Source organism: Streptomyces sp. NBC_00669 (genome assembly GCF_036226785.1).
Classification (GTDB): domain Bacteria; phylum Actinomycetota; class Actinomycetes; order Streptomycetales; family Streptomycetaceae; genus Actinacidiphila.
The window spans coordinates 1,201,512-1,214,017 of sequence record NZ_CP109018.1; the positions used below are offsets into that span (position 1 = coordinate 1,201,512).

At 73.5% G+C, this 12,506-nt stretch carries 11 protein-coding genes; 4 read left to right on the forward strand and 7 right to left on the reverse strand.

The features are described from left to right. Positions 1-50: 50 nt before the first annotated feature. Together OG896_RS04755 and OG896_RS04760 are read right to left on the reverse strand one after the other, a co-directional pair. Positions 51-1,238, reverse strand: coding sequence for an ROK family transcriptional regulator (locus OG896_RS04755; protein ID WP_329362671.1), 1,188 nt, complete (start codon positions 1,236-1,238; stop codon positions 51-53). Between the two features lie 200 nt (positions 1,239-1,438). After that, positions 1,439-2,731, reverse strand: coding sequence for an alpha-L-fucosidase (locus OG896_RS04760; protein WP_329362673.1), 1,293 nt, complete (start codon positions 2,729-2,731; stop codon positions 1,439-1,441). Between the two features lie 315 nt (positions 2,732-3,046). Here OG896_RS04760 and OG896_RS04765 point away from each other — a divergent pair, with 315 nt between their 5' ends. After that, on the forward strand, positions 3,047-4,096 hold the full coding sequence (locus OG896_RS04765; RefSeq protein ID WP_329362675.1) for a LacI family DNA-binding transcriptional regulator: 1,050 nt from the start codon (positions 3,047-3,049) through the stop codon (positions 4,094-4,096). A gap of 52 nt (positions 4,097-4,148) precedes the next feature. On the opposite strand, the gene OG896_RS04770 is transcribed toward OG896_RS04765, so the two are convergent. Continuing rightward, entirely contained in the window at positions 4,149-4,853 is a 705-nt protein-coding gene (locus OG896_RS04770; protein ID WP_329362677.1) for a 4'-phosphopantetheinyl transferase family protein, read from the reverse strand. Beyond that, positions 4,850-5,719 (reverse strand): metallophosphoesterase family protein, encoded by an 870-nt coding sequence (locus tag OG896_RS04775; RefSeq protein WP_329362679.1) that lies wholly within the window; start codon positions 5,717-5,719, stop codon positions 4,850-4,852. The genes OG896_RS04770 and OG896_RS04775 overlap by 4 nt, the downstream gene beginning before the upstream one ends. A gap of 576 nt (positions 5,720-6,295) precedes the next feature. Here OG896_RS04775 and OG896_RS04780 point away from each other — a divergent pair. Then, complete coding sequence (locus OG896_RS04780; protein ID WP_329362681.1) at positions 6,296-7,375, forward strand: glycoside hydrolase family 11 protein; 1,080 nt, start codon at positions 6,296-6,298, stop codon at positions 7,373-7,375. Between the two features lie 79 nt (positions 7,376-7,454). Here OG896_RS04780 and OG896_RS04785 read toward each other — a convergent pair whose 3' ends face one another. Next, positions 7,455-8,642: a thiolase family protein gene (locus OG896_RS04785; protein WP_329362683.1), complete on the reverse strand. Its 1,188-nt coding sequence runs from the start codon at positions 8,640-8,642 to the stop codon at positions 7,455-7,457. A 46-nt stretch (positions 8,643-8,688) separates the two neighbouring features. Then, positions 8,689-9,123 carry a MarR family winged helix-turn-helix transcriptional regulator gene (locus tag OG896_RS04790; protein WP_329362685.1) on the reverse strand — a complete coding sequence of 145 codons (435 nt, stop codon included), beginning with the start codon at positions 9,121-9,123 and terminating at the stop codon, positions 8,689-8,691. A 212-nt stretch (positions 9,124-9,335) separates the two neighbouring features. On the opposite strand from OG896_RS04790, the gene OG896_RS04795 reads away from it, so the two are divergent. Further along, a complete protein-coding gene (locus OG896_RS04795) occupies positions 9,336-9,743 on the forward strand; it encodes a VOC family protein (protein ID WP_329362687.1) in 408 nt (135 codons plus the stop codon). A 48-nt stretch (positions 9,744-9,791) separates the two neighbouring features. Here OG896_RS04795 and OG896_RS04800 read toward each other — a convergent pair whose 3' ends face one another. Next, the gene (locus OG896_RS04800) at positions 9,792-10,190 is read right to left on the reverse strand and encodes an RNA-binding S4 domain-containing protein (RefSeq protein ID WP_329362689.1); all 399 of its coding nucleotides are present in this window, start codon (positions 10,188-10,190) and stop codon (positions 9,792-9,794) included. A gap of 119 nt (positions 10,191-10,309) precedes the next feature. Here OG896_RS04800 and OG896_RS04805 point away from each other — a divergent pair, with 119 nt between their 5' ends. Then, positions 10,310-12,484 carry an MDR family MFS transporter gene (locus tag OG896_RS04805; RefSeq protein ID WP_329362692.1) on the forward strand — a complete coding sequence of 725 codons (2,175 nt, stop codon included), beginning with the start codon at positions 10,310-10,312 and terminating at the stop codon, positions 12,482-12,484. Positions 12,485-12,506: the final 22 nt, after the last annotated feature.

The following is a 12,506-nucleotide window of genomic DNA, read 5'->3' on the forward strand; positions in this document are numbered from 1 at the left end:
CCGTACGGTGCGCCCGGTCCGCCCGGCTGGCTCTCGCGCGCGCCCTCGGGTCAACTCCCGCCGGTGGTGAGGAGTTCGTGCACCGGGAGGGTGGCCGCGCCGAGGGCGACCGCCTCCTGACCGAGCCGGCCGAGTTCGACCACGGTCCCACCGGCGAGGTAGCCGAGCACATGACGGTCCATCACCTCCCGCACCGCGGGCAGCATCGCGGGGCCCATCGCGGCGCTCACCCAGCCGGAGAGGATCACCCGGTCAGGACCGAGCAGGTTCACCAGGTTGGCGATGCCCACGCCGAGGTACTCCGCGGCCCGGCGCACCGTGTCCGCGGCGGCACCGGGCGTGCGGGCGGCGGCGATCAGCGCGGCCACCCGCCCCTCGGTGTCGCCCCCTCCCAACTCCACTGCCCCGGGCCGCTGTTCGTAGTACGCGAGGATCGCCTCGGCGCCGACGTACGCCTCCAGACAGCCGCGCGACCCGCACCGGCAGGCCGCGCCGTCCTTCTCCACCACGGTGTGGCCCCACTCGCTGGTCACGCTGGTGACGCCACCGGGTGAGCCCGTCGCCACCGCGGCACCGACGCCGACCGCGAGCAGCGCGACGATCGCCCGCTCCGCGCCCCGGCCCGCGCCGCGCCACATCTCGGCCTGGCCGAGGGTGCGGGCGCAGTTGTCCAGGTGCAGCGGGGCGGCGAGGTGCGGGCCGAGCAGGTCGCCGAAAGGCACGCCGGACCAGCCGAGGGTCGGCGCGTGCACGAGCCCGCCGGGCAGTACCGCGCCGGGCACGCCGACGCCGACACCGAGCAGCCCGGCCGGATCGACCCCTGCCTCGGCGGTGACATCCGCGATGCCCGCGAGCACCGACGCGGCGAGCAGCACGGGGTCCGAACGGCCGCCGTCCATCGGGTGGGTGGCGGTCGCCAGCGTGTCGAGGGTCCAGTCGAAGAGACCGACCTCGACATGCGTCTCGCCGATGTCCACGCCGACCACCTGCGCGTATCCCGGCTCGACCGCCAGCAGAGCGGCCGGGCGGCCGCCGTCGGAGTCCAGCAGCCCGGCCTCCGCCACCAGGCCGTCGCCGAGCAGGTCGGTGACCACGTTGCTCACCGTCGCCGCGCTGAGCCCGGTGACCCGCGCCAGGTCGAACCGGCTGGCCGGGCCGTTCAGGTAGAGCCTGGTCAGGACGGACGTGCGGTTGTGCCGGCGCAGATCCCTCGTCGTCCGCCCCACATCGCGCTTCACCGGGCCCCCTGTCGCCGTACCCGGCACATCGTGCCAGATCGGGGGTCGGCCGCCACCAGGGGGGAAGCGCTCTCCCGGTCCCCCGGTGAGCGCTCTCCACCGGGCCGGCGGGGAGCGGCCGGCAGCCGTCACCGCGCCTGCGGCCCGGCAGACATCGGATGCCTCACCCCCGTCCCGGCGGCAGGCGGCGAACCCGGGGTTCAGTCCCGGCCGGTCCCCCGGTACAGTTCGAGCTCGCCGTCCAACTCCAGCGCCAGCACCGTCGCGTACGGGTCGACGTCACCCGGCGCGGGAGCGTCGATCCACAGCACGCCGGGCACGTCGTGCAGCCCGCCGGTGACGTGGTGGCCCAGCTCGGTCCCGGTGCCCAGCACGGTGGCCCGGCGCACCGCGTTGCGCAGGCCGCGCACGGACACCGTCTCGCGCGGCGGGTCGAAACAGGTCAGGTAGAGGGTCCGGCGGTCGGCGGAAAGGGTGCTGGGGCCGTAGTGGTGGCCCGGCGGCAGTCCGGCCACCGTGCCGTACACCGCGTCCGCGTGCCGCGAGACCCACTCGCCCAGGCCCTCCAGGCGGGCGATCTGCTCGGGGGTGATCGTGCCGTCCTCACGCGGGCCGACGTCGAGCAGCAGGTTGCCGCCGGCACCGACCGTCTCGGCGAGGTAGCGGACGAGCTGGCCGACCGACTTCTGCCGGTGGTCGTGCGGCTGGTAGCCCCAGGAGTCGTTGACCGTCAGGCACAACTCCCAGGGGCCGTCCGGCGCTTGCAGCGGGACACCCTGCTCGGGCGTGGCGTAGTCGCCGCGGTGCAGCATGCGGGAGTTGAGCACCACATCCGGGGTGGCCGCGAGGATCTCGTCGGCGAGCGCGTCGATGCCCCACTGCTCGGCGGACCGCTCCCACTCGCCGTCGAACCAGAGCAGGTCGGGGCGGTAGCGGGTGGTCAACTCCGCTACCTGCGCGTTGCGGTAGGCCAGGTAGCGGCGCCACGCGGCGGGGTCCTCCGCGCCCGGTGCGGGGGCGCTGAAGCGGTTGTCGTTGACCGGGATCTCGGCCGGCGGCGACGGGTGGCGAACGGTCGGGTAGTCCGGGTGCGACCAGTCGGAGTGCGAGTAGTAGAGCCCGACGCGCAGGCCGTGCGCGCGCAGCGCGTCGGCGTATCCGCCGATCAGGTCGCGGCCGGCCGGGGTGTCGCGCGCCACCGACAGGCCCCGCTGCCCGGTGTCCCACAGCGCGACACCGTCGTGGTGGCGGGCGGTGAGCACCGCGTACCGCGCGCCCGCGCGGGCGAACAGCCGTGCCCAGGTGTCCGGTTCGTACCGGGACGCGGTGAACCTGCCGAGCTGGCCCAGGTACTGCTCGTGGCTGACCCGGCCGTCGTAGAACGCCCATGACTCGGGGACGCCGTCGACCGCGTAGACGCCGTAGTGCACGAAGATGCCGAGCTTGGCGTCGGGGAACCAGGGCTGCATGGGCATGAGCCGCAACCGCTCCAATACATCGGAGGTGTGACCGGACGGCCTCGACCCTAAGTCCGCCGGCGCCGCCGATCAATCCCCGCAGGTGCGAGGCCGCAGGAAGGCGGCATCGGAGGCCGCAGAAAGGCAGCAGGAAGGCGGCGGAAAGGAGGCAGGAAGACCGCAAGAACGCGGCACGACAGCAGCACGAATACGGCACCGCTGGCCCAGGGCCCGCGGCCCGGAGCGGGGCTCAGCAGTCGGCGGGGGGCCGCCGCACCCCGTCCCATCTGCGGGTTGTCGCCGCCCAGGGGCAACGGGAGAGCGCTCTCCCGTCGTGGTATAAAGGCAGGTATGACCACCAGCCGTCCGGGCCGTCCGCGCCTGCCCACCCTCGAAGACGTCGCGCGGTCCGCGGGGGTGTCGCGGGCGACGGTGTCCCGGGTGGTCAACGGCACGCGGAACGTCGACCCGGAGATCCAGAAGGTGGTCCAGGAGGCGGTGGCCCAGACCGGCTACGTGCCGAACCGCGCGGCCCGCACCCTGGTGACCCGTCGCACCGACTCGGTCGCACTGGTCTTCTCGGTGCCCGAGCACCCGGCCGACGACCCTTTCATGGCACGGGTGTTCAGCGACGCGTTCTTCGGCCGGATCGTCGGCGGCCTGCTGACGGTGCTGCGGCCGCGCGGCGTGCACCCGGTGCTGATGCTCGCCGACTCCGACGACGTGCGGCGCGAACTCGTCGACAACCTGCGCCAGCAGCACATCGACGGCGTGGTGCTGGTGTCGATAGCGCCCGAGGACCCGCTGCCGTTCCTGCTCACCGAGGCGGGGCTGCCGACGGTGCTGTTCGCCCGCCCCACCACCCGGGTGCCGATCAGCTTCGTGGACATCGCGCAGCAGGCGGGCGTCAAACTGGCCGTCGAGCACCTGGTGTCCCTGGGCCGCACCCGGATCGCCACCATCGCCGGCCCGTACGACTCACCGGCCGGCCGGGACCGGCTGGCCGGGTTCCGCGACGCGATGGCCGAGCACGGCCACCCGTACGCGCCCGACATCGAGGGCGACTTCACGCAGGAGGGCGGCGAGGCGGCGATGCGCACGCTGCTGTCCGAACACCCCGACACCGACGGCGTGTTCGTCGCCAACGACCTGATGGCGCAGGGCGCGCTGCTCGCCCTGCGCGAGCTGGGCCGCCGGGTGCCGGAGGACATCGCCGTCGTCGGCTTCGACGACAGCAGCGCGGCGACAGCCTCCCGCCCGCTGCTGACCACCGTGCGGCAGCCGGTGGAGGACATGGCCGCGGAGATGGCCCGGTTGCTGCTCGCACTGATCGACGACCCGGCCCAGCAGCTCCGTTCGGTGATCTTCAAGACCACCCTGGTCCGCCGCCACTCCGCCTGATGCCTGACGCCTGACCCCCACCCCTCCGCCCGAACGTCCGCGCCGGCGCCGCTCAGCTCTCCGAGGGGGCCGGGATCGCGATGACGGTGGCGACGAGGCCGGCGTGGGCGATCCAGCGGCCGGTGAAGAGGGCCGGGCCGACCCCGTCGGCGAGGAGCGGGCCGGGCACGAGGACGCGGGCGGTGAAGGTGCCGCGGGCCGGACCGGACGCGGACTGGTCCTGGGCCAGCAGGAGTTCGGCCTCCTCGAAGCCGAGCATGCGGTGGTGGTACGGATACCACGCCTTGTAGACGGTCTCCTTGGCGCTGAACAGCAGCCGCCCCCAGTGCATTTCGGGCTTCGCGGCGGTCAACTCCGCGAGCGCCGCACGCTCTTCGGGGGTGGAGTGGATGACGTCGAGGACGCCGTCGGGCAGCGGGCCGTCGGGCTCGGCGTCGATGCCGAGCGCGAGGATGTCGGCGGCGTGGGCCACGGCGGCGGCCCGGTATCCCTCGCAGTGCGTGATGCTGCCGACGACGCCCTTGGGCCAGACGGGGGCGCCGCGGTCGGCGTTGTCGCGCGGGATCGGGCCGGCGGGCAGGCCGAGCGCGGCGAGCGCCTCCCGCGCGCAGGCGCGCCCGGCGGCGTGTTCGGCCCGGCGTTTGGGCACGGCCCGGGCGACGGCGGGCTCCTCCTCGGGGTGGAGCGGGACGCGGTCGAGTTCGTCGCCATAGGCGGCCCGGGTGCGGACCGCGGCGGGGAGCAGGTGCTCGATCATCGCCCGACCCCCGGGCGGCCGGCGAGGATGCGGCGCGGACCGAGCGGGCCGGCGTCGCGCGCGCCCCATTCGCGCGGGTACCCGAGCGACGCCTCGGTGAAGCGGATGCCGTCGCGGTAGGTGATGCGCGGGATGTGCAGGTGGCCGTAGACGACCTCGGTGGCGCGGAAGCGGACGTGCCAGTCCTCGGTGAGTTCGGTGCCGCACCACAGCGCGAACGACGGGTAGCGCAGCACCCTGGTGGGATCGCGGTGCAGCGGCCAGTGGTTGGCGAGGACCGTGGGCAGTTCGGGGTCGAGGGCCGACAGGCGGTCGGCGGTCGTGGCGACGCGGGCACGGCACCAGTCGTCGATGCCGGGCAACGGGTCGGGGTGCAGCAGCATCTCGTCGGTGCAGACCACGCCCAGCTCGCTGGAGTGGTCGAGCGCGGCCTTCTTGGTGGTGGCGCCGGGGGTGCCGTCGCGCCAGGTGTAGTCGTAGAGCAGGAACATCGGGCAGACCGCGACGGGGCCCGTGGCGCTCTCCCAGACCGGGTACGGGTCTTCGGGCGTGACGATGCCCAGCCGGCGGATCTCCTCGACCAGGTGCCGGTAGCGGGCCTCGCCGCGCAGGGTCACCGGGTCCTTGGGCGGGGTCCACAACTCGTGGTTGCCGGGCAGCCAGATGACGGTGCCGAAGTTCTCCTTGAGGGTGCGCAGCGCCCACAGGATGTCCTCGACCTGCTCGGCGACGTCACCGGCCACGATCAGCCAGTCGTCCTCGCCGCCGGGCCGCATCTTCTCCACGATGTCGCGGTTGGCTTCGTAGCCGACGTGCAGGTCGCTGATCGCGAGGAGGTGCGGGGCGCCGGCGGTCGATGTCTGCACGGTTCCGATCCTCCCAGACGGTTCCCGCCCGCGGGCCGACTTCGCCCGTGTGCCGGTGTTTTCCGGTCCGCGCCGCCGCGGTGGTGACGGGGCCCGTGCCCGTACGGGTGACGGGCCGCCACCTCCGCGCGCTCGCCCGCTCACACGCCGTACAGCATGATCGGTCACCAGGTCGAAACTTTCGCTGATATCGACCCGCGAACCGCATCGAAGATTCTGGATCACCTCGGATCACGGCCGAACAAGCCTCGCCCGCAAGGGCAGTTGACCTGGGGCCAACTCCCTTTCCGGTAGCGCGAATCGGCGGCGACTCTTTCGCCGGTCGTGCCGAAAGTGTTGACAGCCCGACCGGCCCGACCAACACTGTTCGCCGTCGACAGGTCTCCACCGACGTCGACCCGGGCCACCCCCACGGCCCGGTCCTCCGGTCGCCGTCCCTACGACGGCGACCGGTCGGTCCCGGCCGCGTCGTACGAGCCGACGCGCGGTCGCCGTCACGCCCGAACACCGACAGCCCGCAAGGTCGTTCCACGCTGCCCGGCCCCCCACCCGCCTTCACCAGGAGGAAGCACGCACATGAACGACACACCCGCACGCCCCGCGAGCCGCGCCCGCGCGCGGCTCGACCTGCCCGGCCGCCTCAGACTGCTCATCGGCGGCGCCTGCGCCGTCGTCCTGGTCGCCGTTGCGGCGCTGATCCTGCCGGGCACCGCCAACGCCGACACGATCATCACGACCAGCCAGACCGGCACCAACAACGGCTACTACTACTCGTTCTGGACCGACGGCGGCGGGTCGGTCTCGATGGACCTGGGCTCCGGCGGCAACTACAGCACCTCGTGGAGCAACGTCGGGAACTTCGTCGCCGGCAAGGGCTGGAGCACCGGCTCCCGGCAGAACGTGAGCTACTCGGGCAGCTTCAACCCGTCCGGCAACGCCTACCTGTCGCTGTACGGCTGGACCACGAACCCGCTCGTCGAGTACTACATCGTGGACAACTGGGGCACCTACCGGCCCACCGGCACCTACAAGGGCACGGTCACCAGCGACGGCGGCACGTACGACATCTACGAGACGACACGCACCAACGCCCCCTCCATCGAGGGCACCGCGACCTTCAACCAGTACTGGAGCGTCCGGCAGTCCAAGCGGACCGGCGGCACCATCACCGCGGGCAACCACTTCGACGCGTGGGCCCGCGACGGCATGAACCTCGGCACCTTCAACTACCAGATCCTCGCGACCGAGGGCTACCAGAGCAGCGGGAACTCCAACATCACGGTGGGCGGCAGCGGCGGCGGCACCACGGGCAGCACCACGGGGGGCACCACCGGCGGCTCCACGACGGGCGGTTCGACCACCGGCGGCACCACGGGCGGCGGCGGGGGCACCGGTTGCACCGCGACCCTGTCCGCGGGCGAGCAGTGGAGCGACCGGTACAACCTCAATGTCACGGTGAGCGGCGCCGCCAACTGGACGGTCACCATGAACGTCCCCTCCCCCGAGAAGATCATCGCGACCTGGAACATCTCGGCCGCCTACCCCAGCAGCCAGGTACTCACCGCCACCCCCAACGGCAACGGCAGCAACTGGGGCGTCACGATCCAGACCAACGGGACATGGACCTGGCCGTCCGTCTCGTGCAGCGCGTCCTGACCGCCCCGACCCGAACTCCCCAGCAGCGCACCGCGCCACACCCCTGTGGCGCGGTGCGCCCGCTCGCGGGTGGCGTGCGTCAGGCCCGGTCGACCAGGACGGCGGAGCCCTGGCCGACGCCCACGCACATCGTGGCGAGACCGCGCGCCGCGCCGGTACGGCGCATCCGGTGCAGGAGGGTGGTGAGGATACGGGCGCCGGAACAGCCGAGCGGGTGGCCGAGCGCGATGGCGCCGCCGGTGGGGTTGACCAGGTCGGGGTCGATGCCGAGTTCCCGTACCGAGGCGAGCGCCTGGGCGGCGAACGCCTCGTTGAACTCGGCCTCTTCGACGGAGTCGATACCGCGGCCGAGCCGGGCCAGCGCGCGCCGGGTGGCCGGGACGGGGCCGATCCCCATGACGTCGGGGTGCACTCCGGCGCTCGCGCCCGCGGCGTAGCGGCCCAGGGACTCCACTCCGAGGTCGGCGAGCGCGTCCTCGCTGACCAGCAGGAGCGCGGCGGCGCCGTCGTTCATCGGCGAGGCGTTGCCCGCGGTGACGGTGCCGTCGGCGCGGAAGACGGGCTTGAGGGCGGCGAGGCGTTCGGCCGTGGTGTCCTCGCGGATGCTCTCGTCCTGGCTGACGACCACGCCGTCGGGGCGGGCGACGGGCAGGATCTCCGCGTCGAACAGGCCGTTCTTTCGGGCCTCGGCCGCGTTGCGGTGGCTGCGCAGCGCGAAGGCGTCCTGGTCGGCGCGGCTGACGCCGTACCGCTCCGCGACCTCCTCGGCGGTCTCGCCCATCGCCAGCACGCCGTGCAGTTCCGGCATCCGCGGGTTGGTCAGGCGCCAGCCGAGGCGGGTGTCGTGGGTCTGGAGAGCGCGGGGCAGGGCCTCGTCGGGGCGGGCCAGGACGAAGGGCGCGCGGCTCATGGACTCCGAGCCGCCGGCCAGCACGATGTCCGCCTCGCCGGCGGCGATCATGCGGGCGGCGGAGGTGACGGCCTCCATGCCGGAGGCGCACAGCCGGTTGACGGTCGCGCCGGGCACGGTGTCGGGCAGGCCGGCGAGCAGCACGGCCATCCGGGCCACGTTGCGGTTGTCCTCGCCGGCCTGGTTGGCGGCGCCCCAGTACACGTCGTCGATCCGGGCCGGGTCGAGCGCGGGAACGCCGTCCAGCAGGCCGCGGATCGCGGTGGCCGCGAGGTCGTCCGGCCGGACCGTGGCGAGCGCACCGCGGAGCCGTCCGATCGGGGTGCGGCGGGCGGCGGCGAAGTGGACTGGGCGCATCGCGGACTCCTCGGGCGAGAAACTAGCAGTGTGAGTTTATGCCGAGTCACAGCCCGTCGTACACCCGGCTGAGCAGCGCGTGCAGCTGATCGCACTCGTCGCCGTCCAGCGGGGCGAGGATCTCGTCCTGCACGACGGCGGCCTTCAGGCGCAGCCGCTTCAGGGCGGTGCGGCCCTTGGGGGTGATGGCGACGTTCACCCGGCGGCGGTCGACGGAGTCGCGGGCCCGCTCCGCGTAGCCGGCCTCGGCCAGGTCGTCGACGACCTTCACGATGTCGCTGGCGTCGATGGCCACGCGGGCGGCGAGGTCGCGCTGGGCGTGCGGGCCGAAGTCGGCGAGGGCGGCGAGGACCGCCATGTGCCACAGCCGCAGCCCTTCCTCGGCGAGGCGTTCGGCGAGGCGGGAGCGGGCCTCCTTGCCGGTTTTCGACAGGAGGTAGGTGGTGAGTTCGGCGAGGCTGGGGGGCGTGCGGGGGTCCATTCCGGCAGTGTAGGCGGTGACCCATGATGGGTGGGGCCATTGATGGGGCGAGCCGTTGATGGGTGCACACCCATGAAAGGCGGGCCCCACGATGGGTGGCGCCCCTTCACCTGCGCTAGGCTCGCCCCATCATGGGTGCGCACCCACTAATCGGCTCGCGCCGCCCGTCACCCACCGCCCTTCACCCGTCACCCGTCACCCCGGAGCCCACCATGGACGCCCTCCACCCGCGCCTGCTCGTCGGCGACTTCGGAGCCACGTTCCGCTTCTACGACCACGTGCTGCCCGCCCTGCTCGGCGCGACCCTCACCCGGGGTGGCCCGGACGGGCCGTACGCGAGTTGGGACGTCGGCACCGAGGGGCTGCTGATGCTCTTCGACCGCGCCGCCATGGCCGAGGTCGCCGGCACCGGTTCCCTGCCCGCCTCGCCCCCCGCCGCCCAGGACCGGGCGATGCTGGTCAGCCGCGTGCCCGATGTGACGGCCGCGTACGACTTGGCGCTGCGCCACGGCGGCACCCCGGTCGCTCCCCCGACCGCCCGCCCCGAGTGGGGCCCCACCACGCGCACCGCCCACCTGCGCGACCCGGACGGCAACCTGCTGGAGTTCCAGTCCTACTGACCCCTCGACGGAGGTCGCCGCCGGCCGGGCCGTCGATGCGTGGGACGGTCAGTCGCGGGGGCGGCGGCCGTGCAGGCGTTCCAGTTCGCGGCGGTCGCGCTTGGTGGGGCGGCCGGCGCCGCGGTCGCGTACGCCGAGGGCGAGCGCGTCGGTGCGCGGCGGCGGGGGCGGGCTGTTGTCGACGTACGCCTCGACGGCGACGGGGGCGCCGACCCGCTTGGCGAGCAGGCGGGAGATGACCACGACGCGCTCGCGGCCGGCGTGCACCAGCCGCACCTCGTCGCCGACCTTGACCGCCTGCGCGGGTTTGACCCGCTCGCCGTTGACCTTGACGTGGCCGGCCCGGCAGGCGGTGGCCGCCTGCGACCGGCTCTTGGTGAGCCGTACGCACCAGATCCAGGAGTCGACGCGGACGGTGCCGCCGAGCTGCTCGTGTTCTGCCGCCATGGGATGAAGCCTACGGCGGGCGTCCAGCGGTTTTCACGGCATCGGCCGGATGGGTGGCGACGTTGCGCCAGGTGGGCGCGGTCCGGCCGGCGCCGGGCGGGGCGTGTGAGGGTGGCCGGATGAGTGCGGACGCGGTGGGGCCGGTGGACGCGGCGGACGACCCGACGGGCGAGGGAGCAGCGGGCCCGGGCCCGCGGGGGTCGGGCACACCAGGTGCGGGGGCACCCGGCGCCGGTGGTCCCGGGCCGGACTCGGGCGCACCGGTGCTGCCGGTGCGGCAGCGCAACGTCGTGTTCGCCACGATCGTGCTCGGAATGCTGCTGGCCGCGCTCGACCAGACGATCGTGGGCACCGCGCTCCCGACCATCGTGGCCGATCTGGGCGGGGCCTCGCACATGTCGTGGGTGGTGACGTCGTACCTGCTGGCGGAGACCGTCGCGACCGCGCTGGTGGGCAAGTTCGGCGACCTGTTCGGCCGGAAGCTGGTCTTCCAGGTGTCCGCGGTGGTGTTCGTCGCGGGGTCGTTCCTGTGCGGGCTGGCGACGAACATGACGCTGCTGATCGTGTGGCGCGCGGTGCAGGGGGTGGGCGCGGGCGGGCTGATGGTGACCGCGATGGCGCTGATCGCCGATGTGATCCCGTTGCGCGAGCGCGGCAAGTACCAGGGCGCGATCGGCGCGGTGTTCGGGGTGGCGACGGTGATCGGGCCGCTGCTGGGCGGGCTGTTCACGGATCACCTGACCTGGCGGTGGGCGTTCTACGTCAACGTGCCGATCGCCGTCGTCGTGGTGCTGGCGGCGGCGCGGACCATTCCGTCGGTGCGGGCGGCGGGCCGGCCGGTGATCGACTACCTGGGCATCGGGCTGGTCGCGGTGGGCGCGAGCGCGCTGATCCTGGCCACCAGCCTGGGCGGCAACGCGTACGGGTGGGGCTCGCCGGTCATCCTGGGGCTGTTCGTGGCGGGGGTCGTGGGGCTGGCGCTGTTCTGCGTGGCGGAGACGCGAGCGGTCGAACCGATGCTGCCGATGCGGCTGTTCCGCACCCCGGTGTTCGCGGTCTGCTCGGTGCTGAGCTTCGTGGTGGGGTTCGCGATGCTGGGCGCGATGACGTTCCTGCCGACGTATCTGCAGTACGTGGACGGGGACTCGGCGACGCTGTCGGGGGTGCGGACGCTGCCGATGGTGGTGGGGCTGCTGATCGCGTCGGTGGCGAGCGGGAACGTGATCAGCAAGACCGGCAGATACCGGTGGTTCCCGGTGGCGGGGTCGCTGGTGATGGGGGTGGGGCTGTTCCTGATGTCGCGGATGGGGGCCGGTTCGGGGGCGGCGGCGGAGTCGGTCTACATGTTCGTGCTGGGGGTCGGCATCGGGCTGTGCATGCAGGTGCTGACGATCGCGGTGCAGAACACGGTGGCGTACGCGGATCTGGGTACGGCGACGTCGGGGGTGACGTTCTTCCGGACGCTGGGCAGCGCGTTCGGCACCGCGGTGTTCGGCACGATCTACGCCAACGCGCTGGGGCCGAACCTGGCGCGGGGGGTGGCCCGGGCGGCGCGGGCGACGGGGGCGTCGCCGGCGGTGCTGGCGCGGGCGGCGGGCAGCCCGGAGGGGTTGCACCGGTTGCCGGCCGCGCAGGCCGCGCCGCTGGTGCGGGCGTACCAGGACTCGCTGCACACGGTGTTCCTGTGGACGGTGCCGGTCGCGGCGGTGGGTTTCGTGGTGGCGCTGTTCCTGAAGCAGGTGCCGCTGCGGGACTCGGCGCGGGCGGCCTCGACGGACATGGGCGAGGGTTTCGCGCAGCCGAGCACCGGCGACTCCGAGAAGCTGCTGGAGTCGGCGGTGGCGAAGATCATGCACGGGTCGGGTCCGGCGGCCGCGCGGCAGATCCTCAGCGGGGCCGACACCCGGCTGGACGTGCTGGGCGCGTGGACGGTGATGCAGGTGGTGGTGCTGACGCGGGTGGTGGGGCACGCGAACGTGAACATGATCGCGGCGCGGCGCCGGCTGCCGCCGGAGGTGCTGCTGCCGGCGTTCGAACGGGCCGCCGCGGACGGGTGGTTGACGCTCGACGGGACGTTCGTGTCCACGACGGCGGCCGGGGAGCGGGAGGCGTCGGCGCTGACGGAGGCGTGGGCGCGGTGGCTGAACGAGCGGCTGGAGAGCGACTGGGGCCGGCCGTCGACGGCGGACCTGCGGGCCGCCTCCGACGCGATCGCGAAACGGCTGCTCGCCGAGGACCTGGGTGGGGACCGTCCGGAGCTGGGCGGGGACCGCCCGGCGCCGGCCCTGGGCTGAGCGGACCGCCCGGCAACGCGCG